This window comes from Streptomyces sp. NPDC055140 (assembly GCF_053607285.1).
The window spans coordinates 70915-91974 of record NZ_JBSGTG010000007.1; the positions used below are offsets into that span (position 1 = coordinate 70915).

The 21060-nt window shown below is 70.8% G+C and carries 21 protein-coding genes and 2 tRNA genes; 4 read left to right on the forward strand and 19 right to left on the reverse strand.

All coding sequences use genetic code 11. The features are described 5' to 3' along the window. Positions 1-310: 310 nt before the first annotated feature. Positions 311-1474, forward strand: coding sequence for a cytochrome b/b6 domain-containing protein (locus tag ACWFR4_RS15825; RefSeq protein WP_453652896.1), 1164 nt, complete (start codon positions 311-313; stop codon positions 1472-1474). After that, a complete protein-coding gene (locus tag ACWFR4_RS15830; protein ID WP_453652898.1) occupies positions 1471-3060 on the forward strand; it encodes an NADH-ubiquinone oxidoreductase-F iron-sulfur binding region domain-containing protein in 1590 nt (529 codons plus the stop codon). Before ACWFR4_RS15825 ends, ACWFR4_RS15830 begins: the two co-directional genes overlap by 4 nt. Before the next feature lie 89 nt (positions 3061-3149). Here the strand turns inward: ACWFR4_RS15830 and ACWFR4_RS15835 are convergent. From ACWFR4_RS15835 to ACWFR4_RS15880, 10 genes are all read right to left on the reverse strand, one after another. Next, positions 3150-3222, reverse strand: a tRNA-Ala gene (locus ACWFR4_RS15835). Positions 3223-3357: 135 nt separating this feature from the next. Beyond that, positions 3358-3591, reverse strand: coding sequence for a hypothetical protein (locus ACWFR4_RS15840; RefSeq protein ID WP_376256118.1), 234 nt, complete (start codon positions 3589-3591; stop codon positions 3358-3360). Between the two features lie 3 nt (positions 3592-3594). Beyond that, positions 3595-3819: a hypothetical protein gene (locus ACWFR4_RS15845; RefSeq protein ID WP_453457329.1), complete on the reverse strand. Its 225-nt coding sequence runs from the start codon at positions 3817-3819 to the stop codon at positions 3595-3597. 300 nt (positions 3820-4119) lie between these two features. Next, a tRNA-Ala gene (locus ACWFR4_RS15850) sits at positions 4120-4192 on the reverse strand. Between the two features lie 96 nt (positions 4193-4288). Continuing rightward, on the reverse strand, positions 4289-4966 hold the full coding sequence (locus ACWFR4_RS15855; RefSeq protein ID WP_453457332.1) for a histidine phosphatase family protein: 678 nt from the start codon (positions 4964-4966) through the stop codon (positions 4289-4291). Continuing rightward, positions 4963-5421: a ribosome silencing factor gene (gene rsfS, locus ACWFR4_RS15860; RefSeq protein ID WP_453457335.1), complete on the reverse strand. Its 459-nt coding sequence runs from the start codon at positions 5419-5421 to the stop codon at positions 4963-4965. Before rsfS ends, ACWFR4_RS15855 begins: the two co-directional genes overlap by 4 nt. A 124-nt stretch (positions 5422-5545) precedes the next feature. Further along, entirely contained in the window at positions 5546-7243 is a 1698-nt protein-coding gene (locus ACWFR4_RS15865) for a LytR C-terminal domain-containing protein (RefSeq protein ID WP_453652900.1), read from the reverse strand. A 16-nt stretch (positions 7244-7259) separates the two neighbouring features. After that, positions 7260-7922 carry a nicotinate-nucleotide adenylyltransferase gene (gene nadD, locus ACWFR4_RS15870; protein ID WP_453457340.1) on the reverse strand — a complete coding sequence of 221 codons (663 nt, stop codon included), beginning with the start codon at positions 7920-7922 and terminating at the stop codon, positions 7260-7262. A 47-nt stretch (positions 7923-7969) separates the two neighbouring features. Continuing rightward, positions 7970-8134, reverse strand: a complete 165-nt coding sequence (locus ACWFR4_RS15875; protein ID WP_405481273.1) for a hypothetical protein — start codon at positions 8132-8134, stop codon at positions 7970-7972. Positions 8135-8287: 153 nt separating this feature from the next. Next, positions 8288-8452: a hypothetical protein gene (locus tag ACWFR4_RS15880; RefSeq protein ID WP_227294630.1), complete on the reverse strand. Its 165-nt coding sequence runs from the start codon at positions 8450-8452 to the stop codon at positions 8288-8290. Positions 8453-8560: 108 nt separating this feature from the next. Between ACWFR4_RS15880 and ACWFR4_RS15885 the strand changes: the two genes are divergently transcribed. Further along, on the forward strand, positions 8561-9649 hold the full coding sequence (locus tag ACWFR4_RS15885; RefSeq protein ID WP_453457343.1) for a M48 family metallopeptidase: 1089 nt from the start codon (positions 8561-8563) through the stop codon (positions 9647-9649). Positions 9650-9661: 12 nt separating this feature from the next. Here ACWFR4_RS15885 and ACWFR4_RS15890 read toward each other — a convergent pair whose 3' ends face one another. The 5 genes from ACWFR4_RS15890 to proB all read right to left on the reverse strand — a co-directional run bounded on the left by ACWFR4_RS15890 (position 9662) and on the right by proB (position 14597). Continuing rightward, entirely contained in the window at positions 9662-10735 is a 1074-nt protein-coding gene (locus ACWFR4_RS15890; protein WP_453457346.1) for an SCO2583 family membrane protein, read from the reverse strand. A 101-nt stretch (positions 10736-10836) separates the two neighbouring features. Further along, positions 10837-11430: an SCO2584 family spore wall biosynthesis protein gene (locus ACWFR4_RS15895; protein WP_453652902.1), complete on the reverse strand. Its 594-nt coding sequence runs from the start codon at positions 11428-11430 to the stop codon at positions 10837-10839. A gap of 78 nt (positions 11431-11508) precedes the next feature. Next, complete coding sequence (locus tag ACWFR4_RS15900; protein WP_453457351.1) at positions 11509-12792, reverse strand: glutamate-5-semialdehyde dehydrogenase; 1284 nt, start codon at positions 12790-12792, stop codon at positions 11509-11511. A 62-nt stretch (positions 12793-12854) separates the two neighbouring features. Next, positions 12855-13316, reverse strand: a complete 462-nt coding sequence (locus ACWFR4_RS15905) for a hypothetical protein (protein WP_116513011.1) — start codon at positions 13314-13316, stop codon at positions 12855-12857. 174 nt (positions 13317-13490) lie between these two features. Next, positions 13491-14597, reverse strand: a complete 1107-nt coding sequence (proB, locus tag ACWFR4_RS15910) for a glutamate 5-kinase (RefSeq protein ID WP_453457354.1) — start codon at positions 14595-14597, stop codon at positions 13491-13493. Between the two features lie 368 nt (positions 14598-14965). On the opposite strand from proB, the gene ACWFR4_RS15915 reads away from it, so the two are divergent. Next, positions 14966-17056, forward strand: a complete 2091-nt coding sequence (locus ACWFR4_RS15915; protein WP_453652904.1) for a hypothetical protein — start codon at positions 14966-14968, stop codon at positions 17054-17056. 117 nt (positions 17057-17173) lie between these two features. Here the strand turns inward: ACWFR4_RS15915 and obgE are convergent, their stop codons facing one another. From obgE to ACWFR4_RS15935, 4 genes are all read right to left on the reverse strand, one after another. Beyond that, on the reverse strand, positions 17174-18610 hold the full coding sequence (gene obgE, locus ACWFR4_RS15920) for a GTPase ObgE (protein WP_453652906.1): 1437 nt from the start codon (positions 18608-18610) through the stop codon (positions 17174-17176). Positions 18611-18802: 192 nt separating this feature from the next. After that, positions 18803-19057 (reverse strand): 50S ribosomal protein L27, encoded by a 255-nt coding sequence (gene rpmA, locus ACWFR4_RS15925; RefSeq protein ID WP_100594223.1) that lies wholly within the window; start codon positions 19055-19057, stop codon positions 18803-18805. A 14-nt stretch (positions 19058-19071) separates the two neighbouring features. Further along, positions 19072-19392: a 50S ribosomal protein L21 gene (rplU, locus tag ACWFR4_RS15930; protein WP_116513007.1), complete on the reverse strand. Its 321-nt coding sequence runs from the start codon at positions 19390-19392 to the stop codon at positions 19072-19074. A gap of 215 nt (positions 19393-19607) precedes the next feature. Continuing rightward, positions 19608-20960, reverse strand: coding sequence for a phospholipase D-like domain-containing protein (locus tag ACWFR4_RS15935; RefSeq protein ID WP_453652908.1), 1353 nt, complete (start codon positions 20958-20960; stop codon positions 19608-19610). Positions 20961-21060 lie beyond the last annotated feature (100 nt).

A 21060-nucleotide genomic window follows, 5' to 3' on the forward strand; every position in this document is an offset into this window, starting at 1 on the left:
GGCCAAGGGTTACCCCGCGTACCGACCCCTATCGGGGCAACACAAAGTCCACACCTCCGATAGATAACAACGAGATAACTCAAACCTCGTACTGGCTGGTATGGGTCGACCTAGAGTGCGGCAGCGGGACCACTTTGCCGAACCATTCGGAGTCGCCCCCATGAACCCTCCACTGAACTCCCCGTTGAACTCCCCGACGAACGGGCAGCCGCTGAATCCGTTCCCCCAGCTTCGAAATACCCGGCGCCCCCGGCGCAGGATCCGCCCGTCCCCCGCACCCAGCCGGACGGCACGAGGGGCCCTGTGCGCGGTGGCGCTGCTGCTGATACCCCTCGTGGTCCTCGTCGGGAGCGACGCCTTCCGCGCCGCGCTCGACTTCACCACCGGGGTGCTGTCCCTGGTCTCCCTCACGGCGTCCGTCGTCTGGGGCCTGGTCGCCTCCGACCGGTTGTTCCTGACCTCGCGCCAGCGCCTGCTCTCCCAGGGCGTGCACCGGGCCACGGCGGTCGCCTCGATCGGCTTCCTGCTGCTGCACGTCACGGTCAAGCTGGCCCTCGACCATGTGTCCGTGGTCGGCGCGCTGATCCCCTTCGGGCTCGGCGTGACCGGCAGCGCGGGCCTGATCGGCCTCGGCTCGCTCGCCGGGCTCCTGATGGTCACCACCGGCGTCACCGGCGCGCTGCGCAAGGCCTTCGCGTCCCCCGCCCAGATCGCCTCCCGCTGGCGCGCCCTGCACATGCTGGCCTACCCCGCCTGGTGCTCCGCGCTGGTCCACGGCCTGTACGCGGGCCGGCAGCCGAAGACCTACGTGGTGGTCCTGTACTGCCTGTGCCTGGTCGCTGTGGGCGGTGCGGTCGCCCTGCGCGCGGCGCCGGGACCGGTCAAGCGCAAGGTCGCCGCCCGCGTCCTCGCGCTCCTCGACGGCGACGGCAGGACGCAGGGCACCCGCCGCAGGGACGTCACCGAATCCCCACTGCCCGGCGGCGCCGGCCGCCCCGCACCGTCCGACCCCCGCTTCGACGTGAACCGCGAGCCCCCGCCGCGGCCGCGCGACAACCCGCTCCGGATGCCGCCCCCCGGCATGCCACCGCTGTACGAGGCTCCGGCGCGCCCCGCGTTCGAGCCGCGCCCCGCCACGGCGGGCATCGGCTTCTCGGCCGCCTACCGCGCGGTCTCGACCCCGGTGGACCCGCTCTTCGGCGACCCGCCCCCCGGGGAGCCGCTGACCCTCCTGGACCTCCAGCCCACCGAGGCCCTCCCGTTCGTCGACCCCGAGCCCCCCGAGCGCTGGCCGGCCCCGTCCCCGCCGCCCCCCGCTCCGGCACCCCCCTCGGCGTACGACCCCACTCTCGACACCCCCTACGGCGGCATCCCGAGCTTCGAGGAAGAGTCCGCCGCCGAAACGCTGCCCGGCCCGTTCCAGGCCCCCGCCGCGGGTGAGCCCTGGAACACGCCGCCCGGAGGCATTCAGTGAACACCGCGCTGCCCGACGTCCCCGAAGTCCGCGTCGTCGGTCTCCCCCAGCTCACCTCGGGCTTCGACCTGGTCGAGCGTCTCGACCTCGACATGCATCTGAAGGTGCACGGCCCGCTCGAACCGATGGGCGGTGAGCAACTGGCGACGCTGGCCGGGCAGATATCGCTGCGCGGCCGCGGCGGCGCGGGGTTCCCCTTCGCCAAGAAGCTGCGCGCCGTCGCCCAGTCCGCGATACGCCGCGGGGTGCGCCCCGTCGTCGTGGTCAACGGCAGCGAGGACGAACCCGCCTGCCGCAAGGACACAGTGCTGATCAACCGCGCCCCGCATCTCATCCTCGACGGCGCGCTCCTGGTCGCCGAGGCGCTCGGCGCCCGCACCCTCGTGGTGGGCGTGACCCGCGACTCCACCGAGGCGTCCATGCAGGCCGCGCTCCTCGAAAGGGGACTGTCCAACCGCCGTGGCGCCCCGCTGCGCGCGCGCGTGCAGCGCAACCCCGTACGCATGGTCACCGGGGAGTCCTCCGCGCTGATCCGCTCGGCGGACGGCGGACCCCCGGTGCCTCCGGGCCGCAAGGTGCGCGCCTCCGACTCCGGGGTGGGAGGCGCGCCCACCCTGCTGTCGAACGCCGAGACGTTCGCCCAGCTCGCCGTCGCGGCCCGCACCGGGCCCGAGCGCTACTGCCGCACGGGCCTGCGCGACGAGCCCGGCACGATCCTGCTGACCCTCTCCGGAGCCGTCGCCCGCCCGATGGTCCTCGAAGTGCCGGCGGGGGTGCCCCTGCGGTACGTGCTCCAGCTCGCGGGCGCCCCGCCGATGCCCCAGGGCGTGCTCACGGGCGGCTATCACGGCAAGTGGCTCGACGCCTTCGCGGCGCAGGAGGCGGTGGTCTCCCGCGCCTCCCTGGAGGCCGCCGGTGGCGCGCTCGGCGCGGGCGCGATCCTGCCGATCGGCCCGGACACCTGCCCCCTCGGCGAGGCGCTGCCGGTGGCGCAGTGGCTGGCCTCGGAGAGCGCGGGCCAGTGCGGGCCCTGCTATCTGGGTCTGCCGGCGGCGGCGCGCGGCCTGGAGGACGTACTGAACGGCGGCGGCCCCACCGCCCTCGAAGCCCTCCAGCAGGTCACCAGGGCGGTGAAGCGGCGCGGCGCGTGCAAGCACCCGGACGGTTCGGCGGCGTTCCTGGAGTCGACGATCTCGGCGTTCACGGACGATCTGGCCGCGCACGTCCTGGGCGGCGGCTGCGGGCGCCCGGTGCAAGGCGTGCTGCCCCTGCACACGGAGGCGCCGCAGGGCGAGTCCCTCAGCGGCCGGCGGCTCGCGGTGGACTGGACTCTGTGCGAGGGCCACGGCCTGTGCGCGGACATCGTGCCGGAGCTGATCCAGCTGGGCCCCGACGGCTATCCCTCGGTGGCGGAGGCCCCGGTGGCGCGCTATTCGGAGGCGCGGGCCGTACGGGCCGTACGCCGGTGCCCCGCGCTGGCGCTGCGTATCGAGGAGGACCCGGCGGCGGTTCCGGCCCGCCCGGCCCTGCCGCCGGCGCTCCCGCCGGGCCGGGGGCGCAGGGCGCTGGGCAGCGGGCGCGGCTGACCCCCGTGAGCGCGCCCCGTGGGGCTGCGTGACGGCATACGAAAGCGGGCCACCCTGTTCGGGTGGCCCGTCTTCATGTCCAACTACTGTGGAGCTAAGGAGAATTGAACTCCTGACCTCCTGCATGCCATGCAGGCGCTCTACCAACTGAGCTATAGCCCCTTGCGACCCTGCGGCGGAGCCGCATGTTCACCGTGTCGCCCGGTTTCCCCGGCGGCGACGCCAACATTACCGGGCACCCGGTGCATCACCAAATCGTTTCCACCTTGGTCCGATTTGCCCGAATTTACACCAGCCTCAGGCCGTGGCGAACGAATAGAACCGCTTGAGCGTGCAGTGCTCGTCGAGCAGCCGGCCGTAGATCGGCTCGCCCTCCAGCTCCCGGTATGTCTCGATCGGGTCGCCCTTTATGATCAGCGCCCGCGCGCACTCCTCGCACCAGTACTGGAAGTCGGGGTTGACCGGCTCCATGTCCCTGACGATGGGCGTGCCGCTGCCGCACCAGTCGCACGTCCTCCTGTGTGCACCCATCGATCAGCTCCAGCTGTGGCCGCAGGCCGTGCACACGTACGAGATCCCGCCGTTGTCGCCGAGCATCTGCGCGACGTGGAAGGAGCCGCAGGACGGACAGTCGAGGAAAGGGGAAGAAGAGGGGGAGGGGGAAGGGGAGGTCATGTGCTGCCCGCAATGGGCTGCTTCGGCCGGTCTCACTGTCACGCCGAGGGTGCGGTCGGCCGCCTCGGTGATGCGCGCGGGCATCGCGTTCTCCCTCCCGTCGGGCCGTCTTCGTCGAACGGACGCGGCCCTCTACCGGCCGTCCGATTCTGCCACGGCCGGAGCGTCACGGTCAGCGACGCATGAGTACCGGTCCGGACACGGCGCCGAGTTCGCCCGCTCCGGCCAGCACTTACGCACACACCCACACACGAGGACCACATCCGCAGGCCTATACGCCCCTGGGACACCAAGCACCTCAAGGCAGTTGGAAAAAGTGTGCCGGGTAACAAAAAATCCCGCCCTTACCCGGACGGGATCTTTGTGAAGCGGACGCTTCGACTGTGGAGCTAAGGAGAATTGAACTCCTGACCTCCTGCATGCCATGCAGGCGCTCTACCAACTGAGCTATAGCCCCTTGCGTTCTCCCCGCTCTGCGCGGCTGCGAACAAGAAGAACTTTAGCCTGCGACCTGCCGGAAAGTGAAATCCGGCCGTCCGGCCCCGTCGGGGGCTCAGTCGTCGTCGCCGAGCACCGGCTCCGGGAGCGTGCCCGCGTTGTGCTCGAGCAGCCGCCAGCCGCGCGCCCCCTGGCCGAGGACGGACCAGCAGCAGTTGGAGAGTCCGCCGAGACCTTCCCAGTGGTGGGACTCGAGACCGAGGAGGCGCCCGATGGTGGTGCGGATCGTGCCGCCGTGGCTGACCACGACGAGCGTGCCGTCCTGCGGCAGCTTCTCCGCGTGGCTGAGCACGATGGGGGCGGCCCGGTCGGCGACCTCCGTCTCGAGCTCGCCGCCGCCGCGGCGCACCGGCTCGCCGCGCTTCCACGCGGCGTACTGGTCGCCGTAGCGGCCGATGATCTCGTCGTGCGTGAGGCCCTGCCACTCGCCGGCGTAGGTCTCGCGCAGGCCCTCGTCGTGCGTGACGTCGAGGCCCGTGAGCGTGGCCAGCTCGGCGGCCGTGGCGGCGGCCCTGCTGAGGTCGGACGCGACGATGGCGTCCGGCTTCAGCGAGGCGAGCAGCCGGGCGGCCCGGCGGGCCTGGGCGACGCCGGTCTCGGTCAGGCCGATGTCCGTGGAGCCCTGGAAGCGGCGCTCCAGGTTCCAGGCGGTCTGGCCGTGCCGCCACAGGATGACGCGCCGTCCGCGGGCCGGTCCCCCGGCCGCGCCGGCGCCGGCCCCCGCGGCGGTCAACGCAGCTCTCCGCCCAGCTCGCGAAGCTCCTCGGCCTCCTCCGCGGCCTGCATCCGCTGGGCGTGCTCCGCCGCCTTGCCACGGGTGGCCTTGGCGTCCTCGGGAAGCTCCAGCTCGGGGCAGTCCTTCCACAGGCGCTCGAGGGCGTAGAAGACGCGCTCCTCGCTGTGCTGGACGTGGACGACGATGTCGACGTAGTCGAGGAGGATCCAGCGGGCGTCGCGGTCGCCCTCGCGGCGGACCGGCTTGGCGCCGAGCTCCTTGTTCAGGCGCTCCTCGATCTCGTCGACGATCGACTTGACCTGGCGGTCGTTGGGCGCGGAGGCCAGCAGGAAGGCGTCGGTGATCGACAGCACATCGCTGACGTCGTACGCGATGATGTCGTGCGCGAGCTTGTCGGCAGCCGCCTGTGCGGCGGCGGTGATGAGCTCGAGGGAACGGTCAGTGGCGGTCACTACAAGGCTTTCCGTCGGCGGGCAGTAATCCCCTGAAGGGATACCCCAAGGGTCTCACGGACCGCCGACGGCCCTTACTGGATTCTCCGGGCCCCGGGGGGCGCACCCCCGGGGCCCGGCCCGCCTACTGTCCGCCCGTGTAGTTCTGGCCGAGCACCACGGACACGTCCGCGTTCGCCACGGTCTTCCCCTTGCGCACCGCGCTCGTCGGCAGGCCCAGGGTCTTGGCGACCTCGACGGCGTCCTGCTTGCGGTCGGCGTCCTGGTACGTGACCTGCGACGCGGCCTGGGCCGCGGTGCCCGTCCCGGCGTCGACGAAGGTGTAGCCACCGTTCACGAGCGTGACCCTGGCCTTCTCCGTGCGGGCCTTCACGCCGGTGGCGTTCTTGATGCCGACGCGTACGGAGGCGTCCTTGCCCGGGTTCTTGACGGTGCCGCCCAGGACGTCCTTGACGACGCTGTCGGTGGCCTGCTCGGACAGGGTGCCGTCCTGCTGCACGGGCAGCAGCGCGGTCTTGTAGTCGCCGCCCTTGGCCCGGTCGGCGAGCTTGGCGAGGAACGCGCCGAGGTCCTTCTCGCCCAGCGACGGGTCGAGGATCTGGGCGAGGGACTGAACGGTGACGGTGGCGGCGTGCGGGTCGGACGACAGCTTGCGCAGCACGCCCTGCATGACCTGGCCGAACCGCATGAGCTGCGCGGTCTCGGACTCCCCCGGAGCGCGGTAGGTGGCGTACGCGACGGCCATGGGGCCGCTCAGCGTCTGCTGCCTGCCCTTCTTGACCAGCGGGGACGTCGCCTTCTTCCCGGACTTGGCGGCCGGGTCGGGGACGTCGGCGTTCGTGTCGATGTCGATGTTGCCGACGAGTTCGACGAGGTTGTTGAGGTACGGGGTGTCGAGCCGCCACGTGCCCTCGACGTCCGTGCCGAGGACGGTGTCGATGGCGTCGCGCGTGCCGGAGGACCCGTCGCCGTCGACGGACTTGCCGAGCGTCGTCGCGCTGCCTTCATCGTCCGTCAGGGCAAGGGAGTTGGGGAGCAGGACGGTGGTGCCCTGCTTGGTGGTGGTGTTGTTGACGAGCAGCGCAGTGGAGGTGCCGCCGCCCTTGGTGTTGTGCAGATGGACGACGATCACGTCGCGGTTCTGCGGGCCCGCGGTGTCTGCGGCGCCCTTGCCGGAGGCGGCGGAGCCGAAGCCGGGCAGCTTGCCCGCGTACCAGAGGTAGCCGACGCCGCCGGTCACGCAGAGCACGAGGACGACGACGAGGGCGACGACCCGGCTGCGGCCGCGGCGGCGTGCCTCCTCGCGGCGCTCGGTGCGCGACTCGGTGAACTTCAGCCAGTCGATGACGTCTTCGGAGTTCTCGTCCGGCTCCTCGACGAAGGAGAACTGCTCGGTGCGGTACTCGGGCGCCCCGTCGCGCTCGCGCGCCGCGGGCTCGGTCCGGGGAGCGGGCTGCGCCGGGATGTGGGCGGTCGCGGTCTGCTCCTCGACCCGCTGCTGCTGCCCCGTTCCCGCGGCAGCCCCGTAGGGGTCGTAGGAAGGGTGTGGCACCTGCTGCGCGGGCGCACCCGCCCCGTAGGGGTCGTACGTGTCGTACGAGGGCACCGGCGGCTGCTGGCCGGTGGCGTACGGATCGTAGCCGTAGCCCTGGTTCCCCTGGTTCGGGGGCTGCTGCGGGTACTCGTACTGCGCAGGCTGCTGGGGCACCTGCCGGTACACGGGCTGCCCGTACTCGTCGTAGCCGACGAGCTCGTACTGGTCGGACGTGTTGGACGCATCCCCCGAGTAACTGCCCGAGTAACCGTCGTATCGGTCGTTCACCGGTGCCCCTCTCGGCTCACTCGCCGCGGTACAGCTCGCGCTTGTCGATGTAGCGCACCACACCGTCCGGGACCATGTACCAGACGGGGTCACCCTTGGCGACCCTCGCACGGCAGTCCGTGGACGAGATGGCTAGGGCCGGCACCTCGACGAGCGAGACACCGCCCTCCGGCAGACCGGGGTCGGTCAGCGGGTGGCCCGGCCGGGTGACCCCGATGAAGTGCGCCAGGGAGAACAGTTCTTCCGTGTACCGCCAGGTGAGGATCTGGCCCAGGGCGTCGGCGCCCGTGATGAAGAAGAGGTCCGTGTCCGGATTGAGCGCGCGCAGATCGCGCAGCGTGTCCGTGGTGTACGTCGGCCCGCCGCGGTCGATGTCGATGCGGCTCACCGAGAACTGGGGGTTCTCGGCGGTCGCGATGACCGTCATCAGATAGCGGTCCTCGGCCGGTGTGACCAGACGGTCCGACTTCTGCCACGGCTGCCCGGTCGGCACGAACACGACCTCGTCGAGGTGGAACTGCGCGGCGACCTCGCTGGCCGCCACCAGGTGCCCGTGGTGGATCGGGTCAAACGTCCCGCCCATGACGCCGAGACGCCGCTTGGCGGCGCTGATCCGGGCCCGGTCCGGGCCGCCGGCCGGGCCGTTGACCGGGCCGGTAGGCATGTCCTGCTCTCCCATGCGTGCAGAGCCTACTGGCCCGGTCGGGGTGCCTTCGCCGTCAGGGCCTAGCGGTCCCGGTTGAAGCGAGTGACGATCCACAGCATCAGCAGCAGGAGGAACAGGGCGCCGCCGCCGGTGAGGTAGGGGCTGAGGCTCGGGTGGTTACCGCCGTCCTCGCCGCCCTCGGCGGCGAGGGTGGCCAGCTGGGCAGCGGTGCTGTGGAGGCTCATCGTCAGCAGGACCTATCCGGGTGAGACGGGATGGGAAGTCGGGCTCTGGGTGGTGACATGAGGTCTGGATAAAGACTTCCCGCTCATCGTATGCGGGGGTGTCCTCGGCGATCACGCCGACTCTGCCGTATGCGCGTCCGCCCCGCAGCCGCGTCAGTCGTCGCGCTTGTAGCCGCGCAGCAGGAACCAGCCCAGGAACACGCTGCCGAGGACGCCCACGACGATCACGGTGCGCAGCAGATTGCCGGCGCCCTGCTGGTCGGAGGCGGCGGCGCTGACCACCTGGGTGAGCCAGGCGGCGTCGGGTGTGTGCTCCATGGCGTTTCGCTCCTTCGGTGTGCTGCCCCGCCACGGTATCTCCGCCTACTGTGGAGACCTCCTCGGGGGCACAACCGAACACGACGGCACACGAACATGGGGGGACGCATGCCCGACGTCAACGACGGCAACGACGACCAGCGCGAACACGTACCGAGCAGGCAGCGCCGGCGCTTCGAGGGGATCTCCTCGCGAGCGTACGAACACCCGGCGGACCGATCGGCCCTGGTGGCGCTGCGCAAGCTCAGCGGTTTCGACACAGTGTTCAAGGCGCTCAGCGGACTGCTGCCCGAGCGGAGCCTGCGCCTGCTGTTCCTGTCGGACTCGGTCCGGGTCTCCGACGAGCAGTTCGCGCACCTCAACGACATGCTGCGGGACGCCTGTTACATCCTGGACCTGGAGAAGGTCCCGCCGATGTACGTCACCCAGGACCCCCAGCCGAACGCGATGTGCATCGGCCTGGACGAGCCGATCATCGTCGTCACGACCGGCCTGGTGGAGCTGCTCGACGAGGAGGAGATGCGGGCGGTCGTCGGCCACGAGGTGGGCCACGCGCTGTCCGGCCACTCGGTCTACCGGACGATACTGCTGTTCCTGACCAGCCTGGCCCTCCGCGTCGCGTGGATCCCGCTCGGCAACTTCGCGATCATGGCGATCGTCACGGCGCTGCGCGAGTGGTTCCGCAAGTCGGAGCTGTCGGCGGACCGCGCCGGCCTGCTGGTCGGCCAGGACCTCAAGGCTTCGATGCGCGGCCTGATGAAGATCGCGGGCGGCAACCATCTGCACGAGATGAACGTGGACGCGTTCCTCAAGCAGGCCGAGGAGTACGAGGCCGGGGGCGACCTGCGCGACTCCGTGCTGAAGATCCTCAACGTGATGCCGCGCACGCACCCCTTCACCACCGTCCGCGCGGCCGAGTTGAAGAAGTGGGCCGAGACCCGCGACTACCAGCGGATCATGGACGGCCACTACCCGCGCCGCACCGAGGACAAGGACACCTCGGTCACCGACTCGTTCCGCCAGTCGGCCTCGCACTACGCGGACAACGTGCGCAACTCCAAGGACCCGTTGATGAAGCTGGTCACGGACATCGCGGGCGGCGCGGGCGACCTCGGCGGCAAGCTGCGCGGCAAGTTCGGTGGCGGCAACGGCGGTGCGAACACGGGCAACCACGGGACACCGGAGGACGGCGCGTAGGTCCCGCGGGGCTCAGAGCGAAGGCTGGGCGCCCGGCGCGAGGGCACCGCACAGCGAGGTGGTGCCGCCCGTGGCGAACGGGTCGGTGCCGGCCGGGCCGCCCTCCTTCGGTGTCTGCCCCGCGAGCAGCGGGTGCAGATGCGCGGTCGAGTCGACGGAGCAGGACAGCGGCCCGGCCTGCACATAGCTGACGAGCACCTCGGCCTGGTGCATGCGCAGGTCGTCCCGGTCGAAGCGGAAGTGCAGCTCGCGGCGGACGGTGAACAGGGACGCCTTCGCGTCGGAGCCGGCGCCGGCCGGGCGCAGCGCGTAGACGAAGGTGTGGTCGGAGGCGACCTCCAGGGTGTCCGCGTCGGACTCCGTGGCGCGCAGGGTGCCGTGGACGCGGATCCCGGTGTCGGCGAGCGCGGCCTGCTTCGGGTCGAAGCGGACGAGCCAGCCGGTGGCCTCGTGCCGTCCGTCGGCGGCGGGCCGGTCGAAGCTCCGGTCGAACTGGTCGAGCTGCTGCGGGTCGAGCAGGATCCGCACGGGCCGCACCGCCTTCCCGGTGAGCACGTCGGGGTCGAGCGAGGACTCGACGAGGTAGTCCTTGGCGGTGGTCAGGGCGGCGAAGACCTGACTCTCGGAGAAGTGCGAGGTGTGCCGGGCCGGTGGCAGGGCGATGCCGTCGGCGGCCGTCCCGAACTGGGCGGCGGGACTGTGCGCGTAGAGCTCGGACACCGAGACCGCGCCGGGCACCCGGCCCTGCGGCGAGAGCGGGATGACGGTCATCCGCAGCGGTTCGGGGCGGCGGGCCGCGGTGACGCCCTGGTAGGGGTTTCGTATGCCCATGTAGATCGCGGTGCCGAACGCGATGACGATCAGGATGACGAGGATGACGGCCTGCCGGGTGAGGCCGCGGCGCGCTCCGGGGCGCCGGCGTACGGCGGGCGCGTGGTCGGTGATGCGCTCCTGCGCGGAGAACTCCTGGAGCCGGGCAGCCCGGATGAACGACTCGTCGAAGACGACGGATCGGTACTCGTCCTCGCCACCACCGCCGGGAGCGCTCTCGGGGGTCCCCTCCGGTGGGTCTCCTGGCTCGCCCATACCTTCAGGGTAGGTCTGCGGGAGGTCCGGTAAACGCCCTGGTACGCGACAACTTCCGACAGGGTCTCAACCCTGTGCTGACGGGGTGTACCCGTCCGTGGTCAGGGGGTCCGCGGGGTCGCGGGGACCGGTGACGGGGAGTAGTCGGCGGAGGCGCTGGGGGCGGACGGGAAGCCCTTCTCCAGCTCGGTCGTCGCGGGCGGCGGGACCCGGTCCGGGCGGCCGCCCGACGAGGCGCCGCGGTAGACGGCGGTGAAGGCGAGCGCGACCATGCCGATGCCCATGACGAGGGCGAGCAGCCAGGCGACGGGGCGGCGCCAGCGCACCTTCGCGGCGTACGCGCCGGGGCGCGGGTAGCCGTCCTCGTCGACATCGGGGTCGTAGAGGTCGTCGGCGTCCGGGCCGTGGCCGTAGACGCCTCGCGGGTCGGGGCCGTACCCGTCGTCGTAGAGGTCGTCGTCGACCGCGGAGCCACGCGTGCGGGCCCTTCGCGCCTCGGCTTCCTGGGCCTCCGCGCGTGCCTGCGCCGCGGCGAGCAGCCGCTCGACCGCGGTCGGTTCATGGACCTTGGCGGCCCGCACGAAGTCCTCGTCGAAGACCACGGAGGCGAACTCTTCGTCCGCACCCCCGCGGTCGCGGTTGTCGTCGGGCTCCCAGCCGTCAGGGAACGGCGTGCCCCCCACGTCCTCCGGCACGCGTCCAGAGTAGACCTGGGGGGTCGTTTTGGGCAGTCGGTGCGGGAATTCCCTTTGTTCCCGTCCGCATGCCTACGGCTACCGGATGTGGCCGTCGCCCGTGACGATGTACTTGGTGCTCGTCAGCTCCGGAAGGCCCATGGGGCCCCGGGCGTGGAGCTTCTGGGTGGAGATGCCGATCTCGGCGCCGAAGCCGAACTGGCCGCCGTCCGTGAAGCGTGTCGAGGCGTTCACGGCGACCGTCGTGGAGTCGACCAGTTGGGTGAAGCGGCGGGCCGCCTGCTGCGAGGTGGTGACGATGGCCTCGGTGTGGCCGGACGACCAGAGGCGGATGTGCTCCACGGCGGCGTCCAGGGAGTGCACGACGGCGGCCGCGATGTCGTACGAGAGGTACTCGGTCTCCCAGTCCTCCGGGGTCGCCTCGACGACGGTGGCCTTGGAGCCCTCGGCGTACGCCAGGACGCGCTCGTCGGCGTGCACGGTGACGCCGGCCTCGGCGAGGGCCGCGAGGGCGCGGGGCACGAAGGCGTCGGCGATGTCCTGGTGGACGAGGAGGGTCTCGGCGGCGTTGCAGACGCTGGGGCGCTGCGCCTTGGAGTTGATCAGGATGTCGACGGCCATGTCGAGGTCGGCGTGGGCGTCGACGTAGACGTGGCAGTTGCCGGTGCCGGTCTCGATGACGGGGACGATCGAGTTCTCGACGACGTTCTTGATGAGGGAGGCGCCGCCGCGCGGGATGAGGACGTCGACCAGGCCGCGGGCCCGCATCAGCTCGGTGACGGAGCCGCGGCCCTCGCCGGGCACGAGCTGGATGGCGTCGGCGGGCAGCCCGGAGCCGCCGACGGCGTCGCGCAGCACCCGCACGAGGGCGGTGTTGGACTCGTACGCGGACGAACTGCCGCGCAGGAGAACGGCGTTGCCCGACTTGAGGCAGAGGGCGGCGGCGTCCACGGTCACGTTCGGGCGGGCCTCGTAGATGATGCCGACGACGCCGAGCGGGACACGGACCTGGCGCAGGTCGATGCCGTTCGGGAGGGTGTTGCCGCGGACGACGGTGCCGACCGGGTCGGGCAGGGCGACGACGTCGCGCACGTCGGCGGCGATGGCGCGGACCCGCTCGGGCGTGAGCGTGAGGCGGTCGACGATCGACTCGCTGGTGCCGGCCTCGCGGGCGCGGGCGATGTCCTTGGCGTTCGCCTCGACGATCTCGGCCGTGCGCACTTCGAGGGCGTCGGCGATCGCGGCGAGGGCATCGTCCTTCGCGGCCCGCGGCAGCGGGGCGATCACACCGGCCGCGGACCGGGCGCGGTAGGCGGCCTGGGTGACGGGGGTCATCGAGTCGTACGGCGAGAGCGAGGTCATAACGGCAGGGTAATGGGCGCGCCAGGGCCGTCCGGCGACTGTTCCGAACCCTGAGATGTGACCTAAAACGGGTGTACGCCGACCGGGGTGGCCGGCAGGGGCCCGTACCCCTCGGCGATGCGCTGGTGGTACGTGTCGCGGTCGATGACCTCGAGGCCGACGATCTCCCACGGCGGGAGCTGGGAACTCTGGCGGTGCTCGCCCCACAGGCGCAGCGCCACGGCGGCCGCGTCGTGCAGGTCGCGGGCCTCTTCCCAGTAGCGGATCTCGGCATGGTCGACGGCGTACCGGCTCGTCAGCAGAAAGGGGTGGTCGTGCGCCAGTTGTTCGAGTCCCCGCCGCACCTCGGCAAGGGGCGCGTCGGCGCCGGAGACGCTGAGAGTGACATGCCAGAGGCGGGGGCCTTCCTCCGTCACGACGCTCTCCTCCTGCCCGCTGCCCTGGTACGACTCGCCGGCCGCGACGCTGGTCAGTGCCCGCTCCGCCGACCCTCGGGACGTCGCCCCCGGGCGCGCTCGTCTCACGACGGCCTCCTTTGCGCAATGGTCGTGCGGAACTTCCTGCACCAAAGTTCAGCAGGCCAAGCGCCGTCGTGGGGCGGTTTTGGGGAAGGTCCCCCGCCGGAGGCCCGGCTTTCGGCCGTCTACACGGTTTACGACCGGAGCGGACGCCGGATCTTCACGAGTGCGCCGGGGCGGTCAGGCGTGCAGCAGCACGAGGTCGTCCCGGTGGACGACCTCACGCTCGTACGCGGGCCCCAGCTCGCGGGCCAGCTCTCGGGTGGAGCGGCCGATGAGCTGCGGGATCTCCTTGGCGTCGAAGTTCACCAGGCCGCGCGCGACCGCCCGCCCCGTGGTGTCGCGCAGCTCGACCGGGTCGCCCGCGCTGAACTCGCCCTCGACGGCCGCGATGCCCGCGGGAAGGAGCGACTTGCGGCCCTCCACGACGGCCCTCACCGCCCCGTCGTCGAGCGTGAGCGCGCCCTGCGGCGTGGAGGCGTGCTGGAGCCACAGGAGGCGGTCGGCGCTGCGCCGGCCCGTGCGGTGGAAGTACGTGCCCGTGTCGCGGGCGGCGAGCGCGTCGGCCGCGTGCACCGCGCTGGTGAGGACCACGGGGATGCCCGCGGCCGCGGCGATCCCGGCCGCCTCGACCTTGGTGACCATGCCGCCGGTGCCGACGCCCCCCTTGCCCGCGCTGCCGATCTTGACGTGCGCGATGTCGGCGGGGCCGCGGACCTCGGAGATCCGCGAGCTGCCGGGCTTGGCGGGGTCGCCGTCGTAGAGGCCGTCGACGTCGGAGAGGAGGACGAGGAGGTCGGCGTGGACGAGGTGGGCGACCAGGGCGGCGAGCCGGTCGTTGTCGCCGAAGCGGATCTCGTCCGTGGCCACGGTGTCGTTCTCGTTCACGACGGGCAGGGCGCCCATCGCGAGGAGCTGGTCGAGGGTGCGCGACGCGTTGCGGTGGTGGGCGCGGCGGGCCATGTCGTCGCTGGTGAGCAGAACCTGGCCGACGCGGACGCCGTAGCGCGCGAAGGAGGCGGTGTAGCGGGCCACCAGCAGACCCTGACCGACGCTCGCGGCCGCCTGCTGGCGGGCGAGGTCCTTGGGGCGGCGGCGCAGGCCGAGCGGCGCGAGCCCGGCGGCGATGGCGCCGGACGAGACGAGCACGATCTCCTTCTCGCTGCCGCCGCGGACCTTGGCGAGCACGTCGACGAGGGCGTCGACCCGGTCGGCGTCGAGGCCGCCCTCGGCGGTGGTGAGCGAGGAGGATCCGACCTTGACCACGATCCTGCGGGCTTCCGCCACGCCCTGCCTCATGTCCTGCCCTGCCGCTGACACGTGCGTTCCCCATCGGTGCTGACCGGCCGTGGGCCTCGTCCCGGCCACGGCCCAGGTCCTGCAATCTACGTGAGCGACACGGCGCGGCGCCTCCGGGTTCCGAGGGGCGGACGGCAGTCTCACGCGAAAGGAATTCCACCGGAGGCGGCGAAAGGAATCGTTGCCCAGAGATCGTGGGGCCTTTGCCCCTTTATCCGGTGATTGCTGTCACGAAGGATTGCTAGCGAGGGCGCGAAAGTCATACGGTCAGTGGTCGGCCTTCGTCGAAGAATGCCGCGCACCCCCGAAAATCTTTCCCCCCCGCCACCCGACCCCCCTGCCAGGAGCCCCGCCCAGTGCCCTCCGCCGGCCTTGCCCCCCGCCGCGTCGTGCAGCTCTCCGCGCTCTTCGCGATGTTCGCGCTCTACACGGCCCAGCTCGTCAGCGCGCTGATCCCGTACGTCCCGGTGTTCGTCGCCGCGAGCGCCGCAGGTCTCGCGCTCGACACGTATCTCCAGTACAAGCAGCCCGGCCTGCTCTCCCTCCTCGGCAAGATCCGCTTCGATGTCACCGTCCGGCAGCTGCTGCGCGACATGCTGATCCTGGTCGGCCTCCTGCGCATCGACGGCATCGAGCCGCTGGCCGAGCAGTCCCCCCTCACCATCGCGCTGCTCGCCTTCTACGCCCTGCACTTCGTGTGCCAGGCCGTGGCCGTGCTGGTGCGGCGCACGCGCGCGCTGCCCATCGTGACGCGGAACATCGACACGTCCGAGCTGCGGCTCTCCGCGGCCCCGCCGCGCATCCTGGCCCGCCGCCAGGGCCACCGCCTGCTCAGCTTCGCCGCCCCCGGCACCGTCGGCCTGCTGATCACCGCGGCCACCACCGACGCCCTCTGGGGCGGCATCGGCCTCGCCGTCTCGATCGTCCTGCTCGGCGGCGGCACGGTCTACCTCGCGACCTGGCTGCTCCCGAAGAAGCGCGCCCTGAGCGAGCAGAAGGTCATGGCCTGGCTCGACCGGTGGCTGGCCGCCTACGAGCCGACCGTCGCGATGTACTTCTCGGGCGGCACGTCGTCCGCGTACCAGGCGAACATGTGGCTCTCCACGCTCTCCGAGGTCGACGGCAAGCCGCTGATCGTGCTGCGCGAGCGGTTCATGGTCCAGAAGATCGACGCGACCGACGTGCCGATCATCTGCTTCCCCAAGGTCGCCACGATGTTCTCCCTGGAGAACTCGACGCTGAAGATGGTGCTGCACCCGGCGAACGCCGCGAAGACCTCCCAGGTCCTGCGCATCCCGACGATCAAGCACGCCTTCATCAACCACGGCGAGAGCGACAAGCTGTCCTCCTGCAACCCGTACGCGAAGGCGTACGACGAGGTGTGGGTGGCCGGGCCCGCGGCCCGCGAGCGCTACCAGCTCGCCGACATCGGCGTCGAGGACAAGGACGTCGTGGAGGTGGGCCGCCCGCAGCTGTCGCCCATCAAGCGCGCCACCGGGGCGTCCCGGAGCACGTACACGACGGTCCTTTACGCCCCCACCTGGGAGGGCTGGGACGGCAACCCGGGCAACACGTCGGTGCCTCTCGCCGGCGAGAACATCGTCAAGCACCTGCTCGCCGACGACTCCGTACGCCTCCTCTACAAGCCGCACCCGATGACCGGTTCGGTCGACCCGCGCGCGGGCGTCGCGAACGAGCGCATCAAGGCGATGGTCCGCGAGGCGGCCGCGAAGCGCTCCGGCGCCCGGCCCGGCCCCGAGGCCGCCGCCGAGCTGCTCCGCCGCGCGGCGGAGCTGGACAGGCTGACGTCGACCGCGTTCCGCGCCAGCGCGGACGAGATGGAGCGCATGATGCTCCAGGGCGCGCCCGACGGGGACCGGCAGTCCGCCGTCGCCGAGGCGACCGCCGCGTGGGAGGCCGCTTACTGGGCGTCCTTCCCGGAGTGGGAGCACCTGGTCATCACGGACGCCCGCCCGGCGATCTTCACCTGCTTCAACCAGGCCGACGTCCTCATCAGCGATGTCTCCTCGGTCGTCTCGGACTGGCTGACGAGCGAGAAGCCGTACGCCGTCGCGAACACCTCCGGCCTGTCCGAGAGTGACTTCCGCGCCGGATTCCCGACGGTGAGCGCGGCGACGATCCTGACGCCCTCGGCAACGGAGGTACCCGCCCTTCTCGCGGCCGTACGCGACCCGGAGGCGGATTCCCACGCGGAGGCCCGCGCGGAGCTCAAGGAGCACCTCCTGGGCCCCTCCGACCCGCCGTCCCTGGACCGCTTCAACGACGCGGTGCGCACGCTGTGCGACCGGGCCGACGAGCGCCGCGTCCGCATGGAGTCCCGCCTCGCGGCGGAGATCCCGGGCCAGCGCGACACGGCCACGGACACGGACGAGTTCGCCGAGGCCCTGGATTCCGACTCGGAGTCCGGCGACACAGTCACGGCGTAGCGCTCGGCGCGCAGACCGAACACTGAAGCTCGGCGCGCAGACCGAACATGAAGAAGGCCCCCGGGAGAACCTCCCGGGGGCCTTCTTCATGAGCTGGGCCAGAACGCCCGACTGCGCCTAGAACGGCTTGAACTCGTCGTACTCCTGCTCCGCGTCGTCCCGCTCCGTCTCCTTGTCGCGACGGCGCTGGGCCGCGGGGCGCGGCTCCTCGAAGCGGTGGTCCTCGCCTCGGCGGCCGAGCATCTCGGCGCCTGCCATGACCGTGGGCTCCCAGTCGAAGACGACCGCGTTGTCCTCGGGGCCGATGGCCACGCCGTCGCCCGTGACCGCGCCGGCCTTCATGAGGGCGGCCTCGACGCCGAGGCGGTTGAGACGGTCGGCGAGGTAGCCGACGGCCTCGTCGTTGTTGAAGTCGGTCTGGCGCACCCAGCGCTCCGGCTTCTCGCCGCGCACGCGGAAGAGACCGTCCTCCTCCTGCGCGACCGTGAAGCCCGAGTCGTCGACCGCCTTCGGACGGATGACGATGCGGGTCGCCTCCTCCTTGGGCTTGGCGGCGCGCGCCGCGGCGACCATCTCGGCGAGGGCGAAGGACAGTTCCTTGAGGCCCTTGTGGGCCACGGCCGACACCTCGAAGACGCGGTAGCCGCGGGCCTCCAGGTCCGGGCGGACCAGGTCCGCGAGGTCCTGGCCGTCCGGCACGTCGATCTTGTTGAGGACGACGAGGCGCGGGCGCTTGTCGAGGCCGCCGTACTGCTTGAGCTCCTCCTCGATGATGTCGAGGTCGGAGACCGGGTCACGGTCCGATTCGAGGGTGGCCGTGTCGAGTACGTGGACCAGGACCGAGCAGCGCTCGACATGGCGCAGGAACTCCAGGCCGAGGCCCTTGCCCTGGCTGGCGCCCGGGATGAGGCCCGGCACGTCGGCGATGGTGTAGACGGTCGAGCCGGCCGTCACGACGCCGAGGTTCGGGACGAGCGTCGTGAACGGGTAGTCGGCGATCTTCGGCTTCGCGGCCGACAGGACCGAGATGAGGGAAGACTTTCCGGCGCTCGGGTAGCCGACGAGGGCGATGTCCGCGACCGTCTTGAGCTCGAGGACGATCTCCTGGACGTCACCGGGCACACCGAGGAGCGCGAAGCCGGGCGCCTTGCGGCGGGCCGAGGCCAGCGCCGCGTTGCCGAGGCCGCCGCGGCCGCCCTGGGCGGCGACATACGTCGTGCCCTGGCCGACGAGGTCGGCCAGCACGTTGCCCGCCCTGTCGAGGATGACGGTGCCGTCCGGCACGGGCAGGACGAGGTCCTGGCCGTCCTTGCCGGAGCGATTCCCGCCCTCGCCCGGCTTACCGTTCGTGGCCTTGCGGTGGGGCGAGTGGTGATAGTCGAGGAGCGTCGTCACCGCCTGGTCGACGACCAGGATGACATCGCCGCCACGGCCGCCGTTGCCGCCGTCCGGGCCGCCGAGCGGCTTGAACTTCTCACGGTGAACGGAGGCACAGCCGTGGCCTCCGTTACCCGCGGCGACATGCAGTTCGACGCGGTCCACGAAGGTGGTCATGGTTCAGTGCCTCCTGGGGGTTCCCCCGGCGAAAGACCGGAGGAGTACGAAATGTCTTTACTCGTCGTTCATTAGAAACACGCGAAGGGCGGACCTGCTTCCCGATCCGGAAGCCGAAGCTTCTGGCCGGGCAAGCAAGGTCCGCCCTCGCGAAAACGCTCTACGGAGCCTGAGTCCTAGGAACTAGGGGTTTCAGGCGACCGGAACGATGTTCACGACCTTGCGGCCGCGGTGCGTACCGAACTCCACCGCACCGGCGTTCAGCGCGAACAGGGTGTCGTCGCCACCGCGACCGACGCCCGTGCCGGGGTGGAAGTGGGTGCCACGCTGGCGGACCAGGATCTCACCGGCGTTGACGGTCTGACCGCCGAAGCGCTTCACACCGAGCCGCTGAGCATTGGAATCGCGCCCGTTCCGAGTGGACGATGCGCCCTTCTTGTGTGCCATCTTGTCTCAGTCCCTTACTTCGCAGCCGCGGGGATGCCGGTGATCTTGATCGCCGTGTACTGCTGGCGGTGACCCTGACGACGGCGGTAGCCGGTCTTGTTCTTGTACCGAAGGATGTCGATCTTGGCACCCTTGTGGTGGTCCACGACCTCGGCCTGCACCTTGATGCCGGCCAGCACCCACGGGTCGCTGGTCACAGCGTCGCCGTCGACAACGAGCAGCGTAGAGAGCTCTACGGTGTCGCCAACCTTGGCAGTGGAAATCTTGTCAACCTCAACGATGTCGTCGACAGCAACCTTGTGCTGACGACCACCGCTGCGCACGATGGCGTACACGCGGATCTCTCTCTCGCTCGGAACGAAACCCCTGAAGCCAGCCGCTCACACGTGCCCGAGGGCCCATGATGTTCCGGATTGGACGAGCGGCCTCCCCCGGCGGACCGGGAGGTGAGGTGCTCAGGGGTGCGGCGCTCAACAGACGCCGACGGTCAAGGTTACGGGTCACCCGCCGAAAGGGTCAAACCGGCCCCCTCCCGCCGGGTGCGCGCGGGCTACGCGGGCGGCTTCTCACCGTCCTGCGGCAGCGGCTTCACGCCCTTGCACAGGTCCGTGGCGTCGGCCGTGCCGGGCCAGGCGACGTTCCACACCCGGTTGAAGTGGTCGCGGTAGGCGTCGTGCACGGAGTCGTCGTCGACCTTGACGATCGCCTCGTCGTTCTCGCGCAGCGCGGGGCCCGTGTAGTTCTGCGACCCGGTAAAGGTGATCTTGTTCCGCTTGCCGTCGTACATGCCGTCCACCAGCAGGTACTTCGAGTGGATGATGTACGGCGTCGTGAGCTTCTTGCCGGGGTTCAGCGGGTCCCGGTCGTCGTTGAGGCAGCGCAGCGAGGGCCCGCCGGTGGCGTGCAGCGCCTCCCACGTCCCCTTGGGGCCGCCCAGGCTCTTGGCGCTGTCGGTCTCCGCGTACATGAGGCTGACGGTGCAGCCCTGCTTCTTCAGCGAGACCAGCTTGTCGGCGATCTGCTTGCGGGTGACCTTGAAGATCGCGGCCCGGATGACGGTCTTCTTCGCGGCGCCGGTCACCGGGTCCTTGTAGGAGCAGGCGACGTTGTTGAGGACCGAGTACATCGTGTCGGACTCGTTGACCGTGCCGGCCCGCGGGAAGAAATACGCCTTGTACAGGCCGTTGCTGACGGTGCGGTAGTCCCACGTCGACCAGCTCTTGCCGGTCATGTCCGTGAAGTAGTCCGAGTACGCCTCGTACATCACGCCGTTGTTCGGCAGCATCAGCGCGTCGTTGTAGAACTTCGTGTGCGCCGACGGCGTCGAGTTCGACGTGGTCTGCACGACGACGTTCGTGGCGCCCTCGACCGCGGAGAACAGCCAGAACTTGTTGTGCATGATCGACTGGCCGTACTTGGGATCGCCCAGGCAGGACTTGTGCGCCGGGCAGAGCGTCACGAAGGACGGGCTCGTCCTGCTGGTGCCCAGGGCGGCCTTCAGCGAGGCGTACGAGGTGTTGGTGGGGCGGTCGCTGACGCTGGACTCGTCGAGCAGTATCTGCACGTTCACGCCGCGGTTCTTGGCCGCGACGAGCGCGTCGACGACCGACTGCTCCCACACGTGGTAGACCGCGACCTTGATCACCGAACCGGGCAGCGCCGCGTTCGTCAGCTGGATCAGCCTGGTGCGGATCGCGTACTGCTGGTCCGTGGTGCCGTGCGGGTCGTTGAAGATCGGCCCCTCGGTCCACGTGGGGGTGTCCGCGGCGGCGGTCCCCACGGACGCGGTGGCCTGGATCCCGGCCGCCGAGAGGACCGTGGCGATTGCCACGGCCTGTCTGCCGCCCTTGGCCGGCTTCACGGCACGGTGACGGCCCGTGCCTCTCAGGCGCGCGTGCGCCATTGCTACCCCTCCCCAGTTCCACGGGCCGCGTGTTCTCCCCAACGCGCGGCCGCGTGATCGTTCATGTTCACTCGTGCGACTCCATGAGTTTTACAGGTAG